18 protein-coding genes are annotated in these 17,340 nt (G+C 63.9%); 15 read left to right on the plus strand and 3 right to left on the minus strand.

The window, feature by feature from the left end:
• Positions 1-283 precede the first annotated feature (283 nt).
• Both CAER_RS0122300 and miaA read right to left on the minus strand, forming a co-directional pair.
• Positions 284-1,096, minus strand: coding sequence for a helix-turn-helix transcriptional regulator (locus CAER_RS0122300; protein ID WP_027237444.1), 813 nt, complete (start codon positions 1,094-1,096; stop codon positions 284-286).
• Positions 1,097-1,224: 128 nt separating this feature from the next.
• Entirely contained in the window at positions 1,225-2,085 is an 861-nt protein-coding gene (gene miaA / locus CAER_RS0122305; protein ID WP_027237445.1) for a tRNA (adenosine(37)-N6)-dimethylallyltransferase MiaA, read from the minus strand.
• 128 nt (positions 2,086-2,213) lie between these two features.
• Here miaA and pyrH point away from each other — a divergent pair, with 128 nt between their 5' ends.
• The 13 genes from pyrH (at position 2,214) to lpxB (ending at position 14,611) form a co-directional block, all read left to right on the plus strand.
• Positions 2,214-2,963, plus strand: coding sequence for a UMP kinase (gene pyrH, locus CAER_RS0122310; RefSeq protein WP_027237446.1), 750 nt, complete (start codon positions 2,214-2,216; stop codon positions 2,961-2,963).
• A gap of 298 nt (positions 2,964-3,261) precedes the next feature.
• Positions 3,262-3,825, plus strand: a complete 564-nt coding sequence (frr, locus tag CAER_RS0122315) for a ribosome recycling factor (RefSeq protein WP_027237447.1) — start codon at positions 3,262-3,264, stop codon at positions 3,823-3,825.
• A 9-nt stretch (positions 3,826-3,834) separates the two neighbouring features.
• Entirely contained in the window at positions 3,835-4,593 is a 759-nt protein-coding gene (locus CAER_RS0122320; RefSeq protein ID WP_027237448.1) for an isoprenyl transferase, read from the plus strand.
• Positions 4,590-5,366, plus strand: a complete 777-nt coding sequence (locus CAER_RS0122325; RefSeq protein ID WP_027237449.1) for a phosphatidate cytidylyltransferase — start codon at positions 4,590-4,592, stop codon at positions 5,364-5,366. Before CAER_RS0122320 ends, CAER_RS0122325 begins: the two co-directional genes overlap by 4 nt.
• 16 nt (positions 5,367-5,382) lie before the next feature.
• The gene (gene dxr, locus CAER_RS0122330; protein ID WP_027237450.1) at positions 5,383-6,555 is read left to right on the plus strand and encodes a 1-deoxy-D-xylulose-5-phosphate reductoisomerase; all 1,173 of its coding nucleotides are present in this window, start codon (positions 5,383-5,385) and stop codon (positions 6,553-6,555) included.
• Positions 6,556-6,559: 4 nt separating this feature from the next.
• Complete coding sequence (gene rseP, locus CAER_RS0122335; RefSeq protein ID WP_027237451.1) at positions 6,560-7,909, plus strand: RIP metalloprotease RseP; 1,350 nt, start codon at positions 6,560-6,562, stop codon at positions 7,907-7,909.
• A gap of 139 nt (positions 7,910-8,048) precedes the next feature.
• The gene (locus tag CAER_RS30660) at positions 8,049-8,174 is read left to right on the plus strand and encodes a hypothetical protein (RefSeq protein WP_259956561.1); all 126 of its coding nucleotides are present in this window, start codon (positions 8,049-8,051) and stop codon (positions 8,172-8,174) included.
• Positions 8,175-8,302: 128 nt separating this feature from the next.
• Complete coding sequence (gene bamA / locus CAER_RS0122345) at positions 8,303-10,705, plus strand: outer membrane protein assembly factor BamA (protein WP_027237452.1); 2,403 nt, start codon at positions 8,303-8,305, stop codon at positions 10,703-10,705.
• A gap of 4 nt (positions 10,706-10,709) precedes the next feature.
• A complete protein-coding gene (locus tag CAER_RS0122350) occupies positions 10,710-11,324 on the plus strand; it encodes an OmpH/Skp family outer membrane protein (protein WP_027237453.1) in 615 nt (204 codons plus the stop codon).
• Positions 11,325-11,399: 75 nt separating this feature from the next.
• A complete protein-coding gene (gene fabZ, locus CAER_RS0122355; protein ID WP_027237454.1) occupies positions 11,400-11,867 on the plus strand; it encodes a 3-hydroxyacyl-ACP dehydratase FabZ in 468 nt (155 codons plus the stop codon).
• Positions 11,868-11,869: 2 nt separating this feature from the next.
• The gene (gene lpxA, locus CAER_RS0122360; RefSeq protein WP_027237455.1) at positions 11,870-12,655 is read left to right on the plus strand and encodes an acyl-ACP--UDP-N-acetylglucosamine O-acyltransferase; all 786 of its coding nucleotides are present in this window, start codon (positions 11,870-11,872) and stop codon (positions 12,653-12,655) included.
• 4 nt (positions 12,656-12,659) lie between these two features.
• The gene (locus CAER_RS0122365) at positions 12,660-13,448 is read left to right on the plus strand and encodes an LpxI family protein (protein WP_027237456.1); all 789 of its coding nucleotides are present in this window, start codon (positions 12,660-12,662) and stop codon (positions 13,446-13,448) included.
• The gene (gene lpxB / locus CAER_RS0122370) at positions 13,445-14,611 is read left to right on the plus strand and encodes a lipid-A-disaccharide synthase (protein WP_027237457.1); all 1,167 of its coding nucleotides are present in this window, start codon (positions 13,445-13,447) and stop codon (positions 14,609-14,611) included. The genes CAER_RS0122365 and lpxB overlap by 4 nt, the downstream gene beginning before the upstream one ends.
• Positions 14,612-14,876: 265 nt before the next feature.
• Here lpxB and mnmA read toward each other — a convergent pair whose 3' ends face one another.
• Entirely contained in the window at positions 14,877-16,022 is a 1,146-nt protein-coding gene (gene mnmA, locus CAER_RS0122375; RefSeq protein ID WP_027237458.1) for a tRNA 2-thiouridine(34) synthase MnmA, read from the minus strand.
• Positions 16,023-16,170: 148 nt separating this feature from the next.
• Here mnmA and sciP point away from each other — a divergent pair, with 148 nt between their 5' ends.
• Both sciP and ctrA read left to right on the plus strand, forming a co-directional pair.
• Entirely contained in the window at positions 16,171-16,458 is a 288-nt protein-coding gene (gene sciP / locus CAER_RS0122380) for a CtrA inhibitor SciP (protein WP_008557698.1), read from the plus strand.
• Between the two features lie 117 nt (positions 16,459-16,575).
• The gene (gene ctrA, locus CAER_RS0122385) at positions 16,576-17,295 is read left to right on the plus strand and encodes a response regulator transcription factor CtrA (RefSeq protein WP_008556381.1); all 720 of its coding nucleotides are present in this window, start codon (positions 16,576-16,578) and stop codon (positions 17,293-17,295) included.
• Positions 17,296-17,340 lie beyond the last annotated feature (45 nt).

Below are 17,340 nucleotides of genomic sequence, written 5' to 3' on the forward strand. Positions count from 1 at the left end.
TTTGATCTTAATTATCTCGCGAAACGGCTATCGGCTCAGCGGCTGGCTGAGCGTCGCGTGAAGCACGTTTTGGATTAAAGTTTCCCCATAGCTGCATTCGGACAGAGATATGCCGTTTCGTCAATGCACAGTTTCGCCGTTTCACCGCAGAAATACGACATTTGCGGCGTCGTTTTTCTCAAATGAAATGGCATGCGGCCGCATACTGTTCAAAACTGCCCAGTAACGGGTGGCGTTTTCTGGCCCGGGCGGCACACATTCGAGAATCTGCTGGCGGATCAACCTATTGGGTTTTTGCGAGTGCTGTTTTGCGCAAGGCGCTAGGGGGCCGGCCGGTGTGCTGGCTGATGAATCTGGTGAAATAGGCGGCGCTGCCGAAACCCAGCCGCGCGGCGATGTCGCGAATGGGCAAGTCGGAGGCGATCAGCAGGGTGCGTGCGGAGTGCAGCTGGCGCTCGGTCAGCAGGGCGGCGGCGGTCTTGCCTGTCTCGGCCTTGCAGACCCGGGTCAGGTGGGTGGGGGTCACCTTCAGCGCTGCGGCGTGGTCCGCCATTGTGGCCTGATGTTCCTGCAGTCCGGCCACGCGCTGGCAATAGGCCTGGCACAGGCGCTGCGCTGCAGTCTGCCGCGCCGGCCTGCCGTCCGCGTCCAGCTGGCGGCGCAGGGAAATGGCGGCCAGCTCGCAATACGCCTGAACGGCGCGGCGCCAGAACGGCCCCTGGCCGGCCTGCTCGCGGCTGATCGCCTCGAACAGGGTGGTCAGCCCGGCCTGCGCCTGCAGGCTGGTAAAACGCTTGTGGCAGGGCGATTCGGGAAGGGGCGGCATCAGCGGGCCGGTCACGGTCAGAACCTGGCCAAGGCACTGGCGGGTGAATTCCGCCGACCACAGCGTGCCGGCCGGGATAAAGATAGCGCTGTGCGGCCCGAAGCCGCGCTGGCCGCCGTTGAGGCAGATCCGGCCCTGTCCGCGGGTGATCCAGATCAGAAGGTGCTCGCGGCGGCTGTGCGACAGCGCGGTTTGCCAGGCGCCGCCCGGGCTGAGGCTGGGCAAAGGGGCGGCATGAATGTCGCCGGAAAAATCTGGATCAAATGGCATCTGTTGCCTTGGGCGGTAAAAAAAGATTTGCCGCAACAGGCCAGAAAACGCTGATTCTGGCAAGTTTCCGCCGGAAAAAGCGGAAACTGAGTGGTATTTTAATGACCCGCCTGCCAGGCGGTGTCTGTTTATGGCAGTGCCACCTGCAGCCAGTCCTTCATCCGGGCGCGGAACCAGCTGCGCTGGCGCTTGGCAAACTGCCGGGTGGAGATGGCGGCGCGCTCTTCTGCCTCCGCCAGCGTGAGTTGGCCCCGGGCATAGGCCGTCAGCTCCGGCACCCCGATTGCCTTGCAGGAGGGCAGGGCGGGGTCATAGCGGTCCCGCATCGCCTCAATCTCTGCCATCGCCCCCTGGTCCAGCATCAGGCCGAACCGCTGGCGGATACGGGCCTCCAGCCAAGCCTTGTCCGAATTCAGAACCATTGCCGTGCAGCGGGACGGCGGCAGCGCCGGGGCTGGGGTGTCGTCCTGCCAGCTGGCCAGCGGCCGTCCGGTGGCCTTCAGCACCTCCCAGGCGCGCTGCACCCGGGCGCGGTTTTGCAGGTCGATGCGGCTGGCGGTCCTGGGGTCAAGCTCTGCCCGCAGCACCTCAAGCGGCAAGGCGTCGGCCTCCGCCCGTACTGCGGCCGGCGTGGGCGGGATGTCAGCCATACCCTCGGTCAGGGCGGTAAAGTAAAGACCGGTGCCGCCAACGATAATCGGCCGCTCCGGCCCGTCCAGCAGCGGCAGCACCTCGCGGAGCCAATGCCCGGCGGAATATTCCGCGTCATACGCCACGTGGCCGTACAGCGCGTGCGGCGCCCGGGCTTCTTCCTCCGGCGAGGGGCGGGCGGTGATCACCCGCCAGCAGTCATAGACCTGGCTGGCATCGGCGTTGACAATAACACCGCCTTGGCGTGCGGCGATTTCAAGCGCCAGCGCGGACTTGCCGGAGGCGGTGGGGCCTGCAATCAGCACAGGCAGATCCGGGTCGGTGTCGGGCAGCTTCATGCGGGTGTGATCCGTCTCTAAGGCCAGTTCCGCAAATCTCGGCGGAAACCGCGCTGCGCGGATTGAAACCGGCAGCGAATTACTCCATTTTGCGCGCAAATTAACCCTCACATCTTCTGGAGCGCAACATGCCTCAACCGCAAGACAAGCCGGAGCTGGATCCGGCCGCCGCCTATAAACGCGTCATGCTGAAAATTTCCGGCGAGGCATTGATGGGCGACCAGGGGTTCGGCCTGCACCCGCCGACCGTTCAGCGCATCGCCCGCGAGGTAAAGTCTGTGCAGGAAATGGGCGTCGAGATCTGCATGGTGATCGGCGGCGGCAACATCTTCCGCGGCCTCTCGGGTTCCGCTCAGGGGATGGAGCGCACCACCGCAGACTACATGGGGATGCTGGCCACGGTGATGAATGCGCTGGCGATGCAGTCGGCGCTGGAAGGCTTGGGTGTGTTCACCCGGGTGATCTCGGCGATCCGCATGGATGAGGTGGCAGAACCCTATATCCGCCGCCGCGCCGTGCGCCATCTGGAGAAGAAGCGGGTGTGCATTTTTGCGGCGGGCACCGGCAACCCTTATTTCACCACTGATACCGCTGCGACCCTGCGCGCCAATGAAATGGCGTGCGAGGCGATCTTCATGGGCAAGAACGGCGTCGACGGTGTCTATGACAAGGACCCCAAGGAGCACCCGGATGCGGTCCGTTATGACGAGATCAGCTACGACGATGTGTTTGCCAAGCGGCTGAAGGTGATGGATGCCTCCGCCATCGCGCTGGCCCGCGACAACAACCTGCCGCTGATCGTGTTCCCGCTGGATGAGCCGGGCGGTTTCCGCGGCATTCTGTCGGGCAAGGGCACCTACACCAAGGTGCAGGGTTAAGCGCCTGCCGCATTGAGAGGATCCGGACTCGGGCCAAAGGCAAGGCCCGCGTCTTTTCCGAGCTGCCGGACGGAAGCCTGCGCGCCGGAGGCCGCGGGCCGCATTCTGTCCGCGCCCTGCCGCTGCAACAGCAGGAAAAACCCGGCGGGCGGGCTATTTGCATGAATGCGGGCGCAGGCGCCGGAGCACCGCTTTGCGCGGGATGTTGCGGCAAATCCCCCGCATGATCGCTATACATCAGCCTTCCAATGGCTTATGAGCCAGAGGAAGACCGCCTCAGATAAGGGGAGAGAGCAGCATGTCTGATGATTTTGAACTGGATACCGACGACCTGAAACGCCGCATGGACGGCGCGATGGCCAATCTGCGCACCGAATTTGCCTCGCTGCGCACCGGCCGGGCTTCGGCCTCGATGCTGGAGCCTGTGATGGTGGATGCCTATGGGTCGCCGACGCCGATTAACCAGGTCGGCACCGTGAACGTGCCGGAGCCGCGGATGGTGACCATCAACGTCTGGGACAAGTCGCTGGTCGGCAAAGTAGAGAAGGCGATCCGCGAGTCCGGGCTGGGCATCAACCCGCAGCTTAACGGCACCATCATCATGCTGCCGATCCCGGAGCTGAACGAGGAGCGCCGCCGCGAACTGACCAAGGTCGCCGGCCAGTATGCCGAGCACGCCCGCGTGTCGATCCGTAACGTCCGCCGCGACGGCATGGATCAGATCAAGAAGGCCAAGGCCGACGGCATGTCGGAAGATGACCAGAAGTTCTGGGAAGCCGAGGTGCAGGAGCTGACCGACACCATGATCAAACACGTGGACGAGGCGCTTGAGACCAAGCAAGCCGAGATCATGCAGGTCTGACGGCGCATTATGCCGGGAGATGCAAATCCGCAGATGAGCCCCGCCGGAGAAGCTCCGGCGCCCCGCTCCGGCCCGCGCCATGTGGCCATCATCATGGACGGCAATGGCCGCTGGGCGCAGGCCCGCGGGCGGCCGCGGCTGTTCGGCCATCATGCCGGCGCGCGCCGGGTCCGTGAAGTTGTCGAGTGCTGCCCAAGTCTGGGCGTGGAATACCTCACCATCTTTGCTTTTTCGACAGAGAATTGGAAGCGCACGCAGACCGAAGTTGCCGGCCTGATGAGCCTGTTCCGCCGCTATATCTCCAAGGAAATGAACGCCTTGGCGGAAAAGAACGTCCGGGTGCGCTTTATCGGTGACCGGGTGCGGCTGGATGCAAAGCTGATTGACCTGATGGACAAGCTGGAGCGCAAGACCGCAGGCAACAGCGGCACCCAGCTGACCATCGCGCTGAACTATGGCGGCCGGGACGAAGTGGCGCGCGCCACCAAGCGGCTGGCGCGGGACGTGGCCGAGGGCCGCCTGGACCCTGAAAACGTCGACGAGGAAACCCTGCCGCGCTATCTGGACACCCATGTGCTGCCGGACCCGGATCTGGTGATCCGCACCAGCGGCGAGGCGCGGATTTCGAACTTCCTGCTGTGGCAGTCGGCCTATGCGGAGTACGAGTTCATCGACACCCTGTGGCCGGATTTCACGGCGGAGGAGCTGGCGCGGCTGTGCGGCAGCTATGGCCGCCGCGACCGCCGCTTCGGGGCTGTCAAAACATGAGCGCTGCCAAGGGCCGCTGGGCCGACCTGCTGCCGCGGGTTCTGTCGGCTGTCGTGATGGTCGCGGTGGGCGGTTTTGCCGTCTGGGCCGGCGGGCTGGTCTTCGATACGATGATCGCGCTGTGCTGCGGCGGCATGATCTGGGAGCTGGTGCGGATGCTGGCGCCGCAGCGCGGCGGCCTTGCGCTGCAGCTGGGCGCGGTCTCTGCGATTGCGGTTCTGCTGGCGTCCCTCTTGCCGGTGATCTGGGTGGTGCCCTTGCTGGCTGCACCGGTTGCGGCCGGGTTCAGCCAGTTTGAGCGCAACCGCCATTATTTCTCCGGCTGCGCGATTTGGGTGCTGTTTGCGGGCTTCGGCTTCATCTGGCTGCGCGGCCAGATGGGGGTTGAGTGGATGCTGTGGCTGATCGGCATCGTGGTGGCCACCGATGTGGCGGGCTATTTCGCGGGCAAGGCCATTGGCGGGCCCAAATTCTGGCCGCGGGTCAGCCCCAAGAAAACCTGGAGCGGCACGGCGGCCGGCTGGCTGGCTGCTGCGGCCGTGGGCGGAGTGTTTGCCGCGCAAATGGGCCTGGGGTTCGGCGTAGTGGTGTTGTCGGTGCTGCTGTCGATGGCCAGCCAGGCCGGCGATGTTACGGAAAGCGCGCTGAAACGGAAGATGGGCGTCAAGGATTCCAGCGCGCTGATTCCGGGCCACGGCGGCCTGTTCGACCGGTTCGACGGGATGCTGGGCGCCGCGGCCATGTTCCTGGCTGTGACCGCCATCTGGGGATAACCAGTCAGGAAGAGCTATGCGCAAAGTTTCGATTTTCGGCGCCACCGGGTCGATCGGGCAGAATACCATCGACCTGATCCGGCGCGCGCCTGAAGCCTATGATGTGGTGGCCCTGACCGGCGGCGCCAATATCGCGCGGCTGGCGGAGGACGCCATCGCGCTGCGGGCGGACTTAGCTGTCACCGCCTATGACGACCGTTTGCCGGATCTGCGGGCGGCGCTGCAAGGCTCAGGCGTGGAAGCCGCGGCCGGGCAGGCGGCCCTGGTCGAGGCTGCGGCGCGCCCGGCGGACTGGATCATGTCGGCCATCGTCGGCGCGGCCGGTCTGGCACCGGGGCTGGAGGCGCTGAAACACGGCACCACGCTGGCACTGGCCAACAAGGAGTCGCTGGTCTGCGCGGGCCGGCTGCTGCTGGAGACAGCCGAAAAGCACGGCGCCCGGCTGCTGCCGGTCGACAGCGAGCATTCGGCGGTGTTCCAGGGTCTTGCGGGTGAAGACATCGAAGCGGTCGAGCGGATCGTCATCACCGCCTCGGGCGGGGCCTTCCGCGACTGGCCGCTGGAGGATCTGCCCAAGGCAACTCTGGCGCAGGCGTCTTCGCATCCCAACTGGGACATGGGGCAGCGGATCACCATCGACAGCGCGTCGATGTTCAATAAGGCGCTGGAAGTCATTGAAACCCGGGAATACTTTGGCGTTCGCCCTGACCAGATCGAGGTGCTGGTGCATCCCGAATCCCTGGTTCATGCGCTGGTCGGATTCAACGACGGGGCGCTGATGGCGCATCTTGGAGCTGCCGACATGCGGCATGCCATCGGCTATGCGCTGCATTGGCCGGACCGGCAGCATCTGCCGGTGGAGCGGCTGGACCTGGCCCGCATCGGCCAGCTGAATTTCCGCGCCCCGGACCCCGCCCGCTATCCGGCGCTGCGGCTGGCCTATGAGGTGATGGAGCGCGGCGGCATGATGGGCGCGGCCTTCAACGCTGCCAAGGAGCAGGCGCTGGATGAGTTCATCGCAGGCCGCATCCGCTTTACCGATATGGCGGCAGTGACGGAGGCTGTGCTGGAGCGCTTTTCGGCGGAGAGCGGCCTCATCGATGCCGCAATGACACTTGATAACGTGACCCGGGTTGACCATCTCGCACGGCAAGAGGCCGCCGGGGCCGCAGAAAAACGCATAGGGTAGATCTTTGGACATACTTGCTTTTGTCCCGCAGTTTGGCGGTTTCCTTTATACGATCGCCAGCTTTGTCATCGCGCTGTCGGTGATCGTGGCCGTGCATGAATACGGCCACTACATCGTCGGCCGCTGGTCGGGCATTCACGCACAAGTGTTCTCGATCGGATTCGGCCCGGTGCTGTGGAGCCGGGTGGACAGGCACGGCACACGCTGGCAGATCGCGGCGCTGCCTTTTGGCGGCTATGTGAAGTTCCTGGGCGATGCGGATGCGGCCTCGGGCAAGGACGCACAGGCGATGCAGGCGGCCGCCGACGATCCGGAGCACCTGCGCCGGACAATGCATGGCGCGCCCCTTTGGGCCCGTTCGGCAACCGTTGCGGCCGGGCCTGTTTTCAACTTCGTCATGTCTGTAATCATCTTTGCCGCCGTGGCGATGTCGCAGGGGGTGATGCGCGATCCGCTGACCGTTGGGGACATGGCGCCGCTGCCCGGGGTCGAAAACGGGCTGCAGCAGGGCGATGAGCTGATCACAGCAGGCGGCCTGCCGGTGCCAAGCTATCTGGACACCGAGGCCTGGGAAGAGTTTCGCAAGGCACTGCCGCAGCAGCAGCCGCTGGACTATCAGGTGCGCCGCGAGGGGTCTGAGCACAGCGTCAGCGGACCGTATCTGTACCCGCCCTATGTGCGCGGTGTGGTGCCGCGCAGCGCGGCCTCGGATGCCGGGCTGCAGCCCGAGGACCTGATCGTCGCGGTGGACGGCGCGCCGCTGGTGTCCTTTGACCAGCTGAAAGAGCATGTCGAAGCCGCAGACGGCAAGGTGCTGGTGCTGGATGTGCTGCGCGGCGGCGAGAAGGTCGAGATGGCGCTGGCGCCGCGGCGCACGGATGAACCGCAGCCGGACGGCGGCTTTGCCACCCGCTGGCGGATCGGAATCATCGGCGGGCTGGCGTTTGAGCCGGCCACCGATAAGGCCGGCTTGGGCGAGTCGCTGGCAGCGGGCGCTTATCAGGTCTGGGCGGTGGTCGGCACCTCCCTGTCCGGGCTGAAGCATATGATCACCGGCGCCATCAGCACCTGCAACCTGTCCGGGCCGATCGGGATCGCCGAAACCTCCGGCGCGATGGCAAGCCAGGGGGCGGAAAGCTTTATCCGCTTCATTGCGGTGCTGTCCACTGCGGTCGGGTTGCTGAACCTGTTCCCGGTGCCCGCGCTGGATGGCGGCCACCTGATGTTCTACGCCTATGAAGCCGTCGCCGGGCGTCCGCCCAGCGACCGGGCGGTGCGGGTGCTGATGTCGCTTGGCATTGCCATCGTGCTGTCGCTGATGGTGTTTGCGATTGGCAACGATCTGTTCTGCTGACCTGGCAGGCAGCAGCGCCAAGGGGCGGCCACAGTGCCGCCCAACTGCCGCCACATTCCCCCGTTAACGTTTTATCAATCCGCGGCAGCCTCCCGATGCCGGCACCGCGGACGGGTGAACGGAAACTGGGGGATGACCGATGCAGACACTCTCGCAATCTTACCGCGGCCTTGGCCTTCTGATGCGGCTGAATTGGGACCGGGCGCTGACCGGATTTGCCATCCTTGGCGCACTGACCGCGGGCACCTGGCTCGCCACGCTGTGATTCCCGCAACCGGCGCGCAAGCCCGCCGCGCCGGATGCTGCCAGAATGCGCTTTGATAGTTTTGACAAGCGCTTTCAAACCCGGTACGCACTTGCCAAAGCTGCTAATATAATCGGGTTGTAAAAAAGATGGTTTGGGGGAAAGTCGCAGGCAAGTCCTGTGGTGAGCGTAAGTCGGGCATCAATATCTTGTACCGGAAAGTTTCTGCCATTTCTCTGGCAGTTGCGCTGGGTTACGCGTTGTCGCCGCTGCCGGCAGAGGCTCAAAGCTACCGCTTCACGTCGGTCCAGGTGGAGGGCAATCAGCGGATTCAGACATCCACCGTTGTCGCCTATACCGGCATCGAGCGCGGCCAGACGGTCAGCGCTGGCGAGCTGAACGACGCCTATCAGCGTATTCTTGACAGTGGCGTATTTGAAACAGTCGAAATCGTGCCGCGCGGCAGCACCCTGGTGATCAAGGTCACCGAGTTCCCGACCATCAACCAGATCAGTTTCGAAGGCAACCGCCGCCTCAAGGACGACGCGCTGAGCGACATTGTCGAGTCGGCGCCGCGCCGGGTGTTCAGCCCGTCGCAGGCCGAACGCGACGCGGCGCTGATTGCCGAGGCTTACAGCGTTCAGGGCCGTCTGGCCTCCCGCGTGACCCCGCGCATCATCCGCCGCAGCAACAACCGCGTCGATCTGGTGTTTGAGATTTCCGAGGGCGACACCATTGAGGTGGAGCGCGTGTCGTTCACCGGCAACCGGGTCTATTCCGACCGCCGTCTGCGGCGGGTTCTGGAAACCAAGCAGGCCGGTCTGCTGCGCACCTTCATCCGCTCCGACACCCTGATCGAAGACCGCCTGGAATTCGACAAGCAGGTGCTGCGCGATTTCTACCTGTCGCGCGGCTATGTGGATTTCCGCGTCAACAGCGCCAACGCTGAAGTCACGCAGGAGCGTGACGCGGTATTCTTGGTGGTGGATGTGACTGAGGGCCAGCAGTTCCGCTTCGGCAACATCACAGTGACCAGCGAAATGCCGGAAGCCGATGCCGACCTGTTCAGCTCCACCCTGAAAATCCGGTCCGGTGTTGTTTATTCCCCGGCCTTGGTCGAAAATGCGATCGACCGGATGGAAGGGCTGGCCGTCCGCAACGAGATCGACTTTCTGCGGGTCGAGCCGCGCGTCACCCGCAACGACCGGGACCTGACGCTTGATATCGAATTCGTGCTGACACGCGGGCCGCGGGTGTTTGTCGAGCGGATCGACATTGAGGGCAACACAACCACGCTGGACCGGGTGATCCGCCAGCAGTTCCGCTCCGTCGAAGGCGACCCGTTCAACCCGCGCTCGATCCGCAACAGCGCCGAGCGGATCCGGGCTCTGGGATTCTTTGCCACGGCCGATGTGGAGACCCGTGAGGGCAGTTCTTCGGATCAGGTCATTGTCGACGTGGACGTCGAGGAGCAGCCGACCGGTTCGCTGAACCTCGGCGGTGCCTACTCAATCACGGATGGCTTTGGTGTCAGCGTCGGTCTTAGCGAAAACAACTTCCTGGGCCGAGGCCAGCGGCTGTCGTTCAACATTGCCACCGCGACGGAATCCGATTCCTATGTTCTGGGTTTCACCGAACCGTTCCTGCTGGGGCGGGAGCTGAAGTTCGATCTGGACCTTGGTCTGAATGAAACCGACTCCAGCTTCTCGGAGTATAAAACCAAACGCGTCTTCTTCCGCCCGGCGCTGACCTTCAACACGGGCGAGGATTCGTCGCTGCAGGTGCGCTACACCTGGGATGCGGACGAGATGCAGTTTGACGATGATGACACCAACCAGAATCTGGCGGGTCCGGTCATCCAAAGCGAAATCGCGCAGGGTGAACGGACTGCCAGTGCTGCCGGGGTCACCTACCGCTATGACAGCCGCTTGACCGGCCTCGACCCGAATGCCGGCTTCCTGGTCGAAATTGGCGCCGATTACGCCGGGCTTGGCGGCGATTCCGAATACATCAAGGCAACTACCAAGCTTGTTGCGCAGCGCCGCATCTGGAATGAGGAGGTCACCCTTCGCGCGACCCTGGAAGCAGGCGCGTTTCAATGGGAAGGCAGCGGTAACAGCCGCACAATCGACCGCTTCGTTCTGACCCCCTCTGTCATCCGGGGCTTTGAACCTGGCGGTATCGGTCCGCGGGATCAGACTGACGGCAACCCGAATGGCGGAAATTATAATGATTTCCTCGGCGGTAACTACTATGCGGTTGCGCGTTTCGATGCGGAGTTCCCGCTGGGCCTGCCGGAAGAACTGGGGCTGCGCGGCGCTTTGTTCTATGATGTCGGCGGCCTCTGGGGGCTGCAGAATGTCAACACCGCAGGCTTTAACTCCGGCAACGGGATCGTGGGGCGTGACAGGTCTTTCCGTCACGTTGTCGGTTTCTCGCTCTTGTGGACCACCGGCTTTGGCCCGCTGCGGTTCAATTTCTCCAAAGCTCTCAAGAAAGAGGACTTCGACGAGGAGCAACCCTTCGACCTGACTCTGCAGGCGAGGTTCTGATCTGGTGCGGCAGCAGTCTCCCGGCCGTTGGGCGGCGCGCGGTCTTGCCGTGGCGCTGGCCTGTTTCGGGGCTGCTCCCGCCTTTGCGCAGGACACGGCGCAGCCTGCGCCGGGTCCCGGGCGCGGTTATCAGCTGGGGCTGCCGCAAAGCGGCATCCTCACCATCCAGCCGGAGCGGCTGTTCTCCGAAAGCGCTTTTGGCAAGCGGGTCGAGCGGGAGATGGAAGCAGAAGGCGCTGTGCTGACTGCGGAAAACCGCCGCATCGAGGCCGAACTGCGGCGCGAGGAGCTGGAGCTGACCGAACGCCGCAGCGAGATGGAGCCGCAGGCGTTCCGGGCGCTGGCAGATGCCTTTGACCAGAAAGTGCAGGACACCCGCCGCCGCCAGGAGCAGAAACTGCGCGAAATCAATCAGATGGGCGAAGAGGCCCGGCGCGAATTCATCAGCGCCTCGCTGCCGGTGCTGCAGCAGATCCTGCGCGAAACCGGGGCAGGCGCAATCCTCGACCACGCCTCGGTGTTTCTGAGCGCGGATGCAGCCGACATCACCAGCCTGGCGATTGCCCGGATCGACGCGGTGCTGGGCGACGGCGCGGCGCAAGAGGATGGCGATCGCTGAGCCGGCGAACTTGCCCAAACGCTGCCTCCTTGCTAGGGACGGCGCAGCACATTTGACGAATATGGGAAACCAAGCATGACCACCGAGCTGCAAAGCGCTGACATTCAACTGATCCAGCGGATCCTGCCGCACCGCTACCCGTTCCTGCTGGTCGACAAGGTGGTCGATATCGACAGCTACAAGTCGGCACGCGGCATCAAGAATGTCACCATGAACGAGCCGCACTTCCAGGGCCACTTCCCGGGCACGCCGATCATGCCCGGCGTCACCATCGTCGAGGCGATGGCGCAGACCGCGGGCGTGATGCTGGGGGTTGGCATGGATATGGTCGACACCAACCTGCTGATCTACTTCATGAACATCGACAAGTGCAAATTCCGCCGCAAGGTGGTGCCGGGCGACGTGCTGGAAATGCATGTGGAAACCCTGCGCGGCAAGCCGGGCGGCAAGATCTTCAAGTTCTCCGGCCGCGCCACCGTCGATGGCGATGTGGCGGCCGAGGCGGAATTCTCGGCTATGGTCGACGTGCAGAAGGACGGATGAACATGAGCCGGATTCACCCCAGTGCCGTGATCGAAGAGGGCGCCAAACTTGGAAAGGACTGCGAAATCGGCCCGTTCTGCGTGGTTGGCCCTGAGGTTGTGCTGGGGGACCGGGTTGTTCTGAAATCCCATGTTGTCGTCACCGGAGACACTGAGATCGGGGACGAGACCGTCGTCTTTCCCTTTGCCGTGCTGGGCGAGATCCCGCAGGATCTCAAGTTCAAGGGCGAGAAGTGCCGGACCGTCATCGGCAAGCGCAACCGCTTCCGCGAACATGTGACGGTGAATGCCGGCACCGAGGGCGGCGGCGGCGTGACGTGTATCGGCGACGACGGCCTGTTCATGGCGGGCTGCCACATTGCCCATGACGCCCAGATCGGTGACCGGGTGATCGTTGTGAACTCCGCTGCGGTGGCGGGCCACTGCGTGCTGGAGGATGATGTGATCATCGGCGGTTTGTCCGGCATCCATCAGTGGGTGCGGATCGGCAAGGGCGCGATCATCGGCGCCGTCACCATGGTGACCAACGATGTGATCCCCTATGGCTTGGTACAGGCACAGCGCGGCGAGCTGGACGGGCTGAACCTGGTTGGCCTCAAGCGCCGCGGCGTGGCGCGTAGCGACATCACCGCCTTGCGCGCGGCCTTCCAGATGCTGGCGCAGGGGGAGGGCACCTTTCAGGAACGCGCCAAGCGATTGGGAGATGAGACCGAAAGCCAGTATGTTCAGGAGATCGTCGCCTTCATCACCGGCGAAAGCGATCGCTCCTTTCTGACACCGGGAGGCTGAAGCCATGCTGGCTTTGATTGCAGGCACCGGCGGCTTGCCGGCGGAAGTGGCAGCGCGGGCTCCGGGCCGTCCGCTGATCTGTGCGATGGCGGGGTCGGAACCGGATTCGGTGGATCCCGAAATCACCTTCCGGTTTGAGCAGCTGGGCTCTTTTCTCGAACGGCTGGAGGCAGCGGAGGTCACCGAGATCTGCATGGCAGGCGCGGTGCAGCGGCCGAATATCGACCCTTCGGCCATCGATGCGGCGACCCTGCCCCTGGTGCCGGTGCTGCAAGGCGCGCTGGCTGCGGGCGATGACGGCGCCTTGCGGGCGATCATCGGCATTTTTGAGCAGGCAGGATTTGCCGTGCGGGCCGCGCATGAGGTTGCGCCGGATCTGCTGATGGCGGCTGGCGTGCCGACCAAGGTGCAGCCGGGCGAGCTGGACAAGGCGGATGCGGAGCGCGGCGCGCAGATCGTGGCCGCAATGTCAGCCGCCGACATCGGCCAGTCCTGCGCCGTGCGCAAGCGGCAGGCGATTGCGGTGGAGAACGTCTTTGGCACCGACTGGATGCTGGCCGCACTGGCGCAGCGTCCGGACGGGCAGGGCGGCTTGCTGTTCAAGGCGCCCAAGCCCGCGCAGGACCGCCGCGCCGATCTGCCCACGATCGGCGTCGAAACGGTTGAGGCTGCGGCCAAGGCCGGCCTCTCCGGCATCGTGCTGGAGGCGGGCGGCGTGATCGTTTTGGATCAGGATGCGGTGATTGCGGCCTGCGACCGGCTGGGCCTGTACCTGTGGCTGCGTGAAGCATGAACCTTCGGGTGTTCATCCTGGCCGGGGAGCCTTCGGGCGACCGGCTGGGCGGGGCGCTGATGGCGGGGCTGAAACAGCTGGAACCTGGCGTCAGCTTTGACGGTATCGGCGGCCCGCTGATGGCGGAGCAGGGGCTGTACTCCCGCTTTCCGATGGATGAGTTGTCGGTGATGGGGCTGGCCGAGGTGCTGCCCAAGTACCGCCATCTGAAACGCCGCATCCGGGAAACCGCGGAGGCGGTGCTTGAGACCCGCCCGGATGTTCTGATCACTATCGACAGCCCGGACTTCAGCTTGCGCGTGGCGCGGCTGGTGAAAGAGAAAAGCAACATCCGCACGGTGCATTATGTGGCGCCTTCGGTCTGGGCCTGGCGGCCCAAACGGGCCGGGAAGATGGCGGAAGTGATCGACCACGTTCTGGCACTTTTGCCGTTTGAGCCGCCTTACATGGAGGCGGCAGGCATGGACTGCGACTTCGTCGGCCACCCGGTGGTTGCCGAACCGCAGGCCACCGGGGCGGAAACTGCCGCATTCCGCGCGGAGTTCGGTCTGGGCGAGTCGCCCTTTGTGCTGGCGCTGCCCGGCTCGCGGCGGTCCGAAGTCGCGCGGCTGGCACCGGATTTCGGCGGCGCGCTGCAGCGCTTCACGGCGGCGCACCCGGACTTCCGGATCGTCGTGCCCGCCGCCGCGCCGGTGGCCGGGCTGGTGCAGGACGCGCTGAAAGACTGGCCGGAGGCTACGGTGCTGGTCGATCCGAACCGGTTTGAGGCTGCCACCGCCAAGGCGCACAAACGCGCCGCCTTTGCTGCGGCGGATCTGGCGCTGGCCGCCTCCGGCACCGTCTCGCTGGAGCTGGCGGCCGCAGCCACTCCGATGGTGATCGCCTACAAGTTCCAGTGGCTGACCTGGCAGATCATGAAGCGCATGGCGCTGATCGACACGGTGACTCTGGTCAACCTGGTGAGCGAGACCCGGGTGGTGCCGGAATGCCTGGGGCCGGAGTGTACACCTGGAAACATTGCCGCCCGGCTGAATGCGCTGGCGGCAGATCCGGGGGCACAACTGGAAGCGATGGAACTGACTATGCAGCGCCTGGGCCAGGGCGGTGAAGCGCCCGGTCTGCGGGCCGCCCGCGCGGTCCTGGACCGTCTGCCTAAGAGCTAAGGCGAAGCGCGCCGGATGCAGAGCCTCCGGCGCGCGCCTTCTGGCAGCACGGGCGCTGGTGCACCCGCGCGGCGCTTGCCGCTCCGGTCATGCAGACCTCTGACAGTCAGGAAAAGAGGGCGCGCGGGAGCTTCTTCTGCTGAGAGGCGCCTAAGGGCAGGTCTGCCCTCAGGCGCCAATCCGATTTTAATCTGGAATACCGCGTCACGGACAAGCCGCGCTGTCGCGCGGCGGCTGCGCCGTCCTTGACCCGGCGGTCAGGCTATCAGTAGCCGCGCCAGATCCAGCCGCCGCCGAAGATGCGGGAGCCTTCGCTGGCGTAGAACACGCAAGCCTGGCCGGGGGAGACGCCTTCCTCCGGGGTCAGCAGCTCCACTTCGGCGGTTGTATCCGTCAGCGGCCGGATGATCGCCTCCCGGGGCGGGCGGGTGGAGCGGACCTTGACCTTCAAATGCCATTCGTCCCGGCTGGTGAAAGGCTCATCGCCCAGCCAGTTGATCTCGCGCACCGGAATGGTGCGGGTGGCCAGCAGCTCCTTGGGGCCGACCACCACCTGTTTCTTGTCCACATCCAGTTTCACCACATAAAGCGGCTCCGAGAGACCGCCGATGCCAAGGCCGCGGCGCTGGCCGATGGTGTAGTGAATCACCCCTTCATGGCTGCCCAGCACCCGGCCATCGGCGTGCACGATCTCGCCCGGATCCACGGCGCCGGGGCGCAGTTTCTCGATCACGCTGGCGTAGTTCCCGTCCGGCACGAAACAGATGTCCTGGCTGTCCGGCTTGTCCGCCACCGCCAGCCCGTACTGAGCCGCCATCTCACGCGTTGCGTCCTTGGAGGGCAGGTGCCCCAGCGGGAAGCGCAGAAAATCCAGCTGCTCCGGCGTGGTGGAGAACAGGAAATAGCTCTGGTCGCGGTTGGCATCCTCGGCGCTGTGCAGCTCCGGCCCGCGGGTGCCTATTTTGCGCTGGATGTAATGGCCGGTGGCCATGCAGTCGGCCTCCAGGTCCTTGGCAGTTTCCAGCAGGTCCTTGAACTTCACCCGCTCATTGCAGCGGATGCAGGGTACCGGGGTGGCGCCCGCCAGATAGCTGTCGGCGAACTCGTCAATCACCGCATCTTTAAAAATGTTCTCATAATCCAGAACATAATGCGGGAAGCCGCGCTCCTCGGCGACGCGGCGCGCATCGTGGATATCGATGCCGGCGCAGCAGGCGCCTTTCTTGGCCAGCGCCGCGCCGTGATCGTACAGCTGCAGGGTCACGCCGACCACATCATAGCCCTGATCGGCCAGGTATGCTGCAACGACAGAGCTGTCGACGCCGCCGGACATGGCCACCACCACCCGGGTTTCCGAGGGCGGTTTGGCAAAGCCAAGCGAGTTCAAGGTGGTGTTGTGGTCCAGCGCCATGGGGCAGCTCCTGAAGGCAAGGGGGCAGGCGCCGCAGAATATAGGAAAATCCTAACGACTCTCAAGGGCCTTGGTTCACGCCCCGTTAAGCCTGATCGGAAATTCTTTTGCCGGACCGCAACGAAAAAGATCTTCAAAGGGAAGACGGATGTTTTTGAAGAAAGTCGACGGCCCGCGGGCAGTCACCCTGCCGGACGGAACCATCATGACCCGGGCGGATTTGCCGCCGGAAACGACCAAGCGCTGGGTCGCCTCGCGCAAGGCTGCGGTTGTGCGCGGCGTGCTTTACGGGCTGCTGCCGCAGACCGAGGCGATGCGCCGCTACGGGCTCAGTGAGGAGGAATTCCGGAGCTGGGTTGCGGCGGTGGCCGACCACGGTGAAGAAGCGCTGAAAACCACACGGTTGAAGAAATTCCGCAACCCGGACGCAAAATAGTTTGGGCCGCCCTTGAGTTGAATTCGTAAATTAACCATCATGGTAACGGGCCATTAACTTTTTTCCACCAAGGTTAACGAGACCTGAGGGAAACAGTGTACAGGCGGAGAATAAAATATGCGCATTCTTTTGGTTGAGGATGATCCGACCACGGCAAAAAGCATCGAGCTGATGCTGACCCACGCCAACCTGAACGTCTATTCGACGGATTTGGGTGAGGAGGGGATCGATCTGGCCAAACTCTATGATTACGACCTGATCCTGCTGGATCTGGGGCTGCCGGATATGAACGGCCATGAGGTTCTGCGCCAGCTGCGCATGTCCCGTATCGAAACCCCCATCCTGATTTTGTCCGGTGCCGATGATACCGACAACAAAATCAAGGGCTTCGGCTTTGGGGCGGACGACTATCTGACCAAACCGTTCCACCGCGAGGAACTGGTGGCGCGGATCCATGCGATCATCCGCCGGTCCAAGGGCCATTCGCAGTCGATCATCAAGACCGGCAAGATCTCGGTCAACCTGGATGCCAAGACAGTTGAGGCTGACGGCAAGGCGGTGCATCTGACCGGCAAGGAATACCAGATGCTGGAGCTTTTGTCCTTGCGTAAAGGCACCACGCTGACCAAGGAAATGTTCCTCAACCATCTTTATGGCGGCATGGATGAGCCGGAACTGAAGATCATCGACGTTTTCATCTGCAAGTTGCGCAAGAAACTCAGCAACGCAACAGGCGGCGAAAACTATATCGAAACGGTCTGGGGCCGCGGCTATGTGCTGCGTGATCCGCAGGAGGATCATATGTCCGGCGGCCAGCGGATGGCGGTCGGCGCTTGAAAGAATGAAAGTCCGGACGGCACTTGAATTTGTGCCGCCGGTTGT

The organism is Leisingera caerulea DSM 24564, assembly GCF_000473325.1.
Taxonomy (GTDB): domain Bacteria; phylum Pseudomonadota; class Alphaproteobacteria; order Rhodobacterales; family Rhodobacteraceae; genus Leisingera; species Leisingera caerulea.

Excerpts from the sequence above, each read along its gene's own strand:
- miaA (WP_027237445.1), bottom strand. The coding sequence starts at position 2,085 with ATGAAGCTGCCCGACACCGACCCGGATCTGCCTGTGCTGATTGCAGGC.
- bamA (WP_027237452.1), top strand. The coding sequence starts at position 8,303 with ATGGTTTGGGGGAAAGTCGCAGGCAAGTCCTGTGGTGAGCGTAAGTCG.
- CAER_RS0122300 (WP_027237444.1), bottom strand. The coding sequence starts at position 1,096 with ATGCCATTTGATCCAGATTTTTCCGGCGACATTCATGCCGCCCCTTTG.
- pyrH (WP_027237446.1), top strand. The coding sequence starts at position 2,214 with ATGCCTCAACCGCAAGACAAGCCGGAGCTGGATCCGGCCGCCGCCTAT.
- CAER_RS0122365 (WP_027237456.1), top strand. The coding sequence starts at position 12,660 with ATGCTGGCTTTGATTGCAGGCACCGGCGGCTTGCCGGCGGAAGTGGCA.
- frr (WP_027237447.1), top strand. The coding sequence starts at position 3,262 with ATGTCTGATGATTTTGAACTGGATACCGACGACCTGAAACGCCGCATG.
- dxr (WP_027237450.1), top strand. The coding sequence starts at position 5,383 with ATGCGCAAAGTTTCGATTTTCGGCGCCACCGGGTCGATCGGGCAGAAT.
- CAER_RS0122325 (WP_027237449.1), top strand. The coding sequence starts at position 4,590 with ATGAGCGCTGCCAAGGGCCGCTGGGCCGACCTGCTGCCGCGGGTTCTG.
- lpxB (WP_027237457.1), top strand. The coding sequence starts at position 13,445 with ATGAACCTTCGGGTGTTCATCCTGGCCGGGGAGCCTTCGGGCGACCGG.
- sciP (WP_008557698.1), top strand. The coding sequence starts at position 16,171 with ATGTTTTTGAAGAAAGTCGACGGCCCGCGGGCAGTCACCCTGCCGGAC.
- mnmA (WP_027237458.1), bottom strand. The coding sequence starts at position 16,022 with ATGGCGCTGGACCACAACACCACCTTGAACTCGCTTGGCTTTGCCAAA.
- CAER_RS30660 (WP_259956561.1), top strand. The coding sequence starts at position 8,049 with ATGCAGACACTCTCGCAATCTTACCGCGGCCTTGGCCTTCTGATGCGG.
- fabZ (WP_027237454.1), top strand. The coding sequence starts at position 11,400 with ATGACCACCGAGCTGCAAAGCGCTGACATTCAACTGATCCAGCGGATC.
- lpxA (WP_027237455.1), top strand. The coding sequence starts at position 11,870 with ATGAGCCGGATTCACCCCAGTGCCGTGATCGAAGAGGGCGCCAAACTT.
- CAER_RS0122320 (WP_027237448.1), top strand. The coding sequence starts at position 3,835 with ATGCCGGGAGATGCAAATCCGCAGATGAGCCCCGCCGGAGAAGCTCCG.
- ctrA (WP_008556381.1), top strand. The coding sequence starts at position 16,576 with ATGCGCATTCTTTTGGTTGAGGATGATCCGACCACGGCAAAAAGCATC.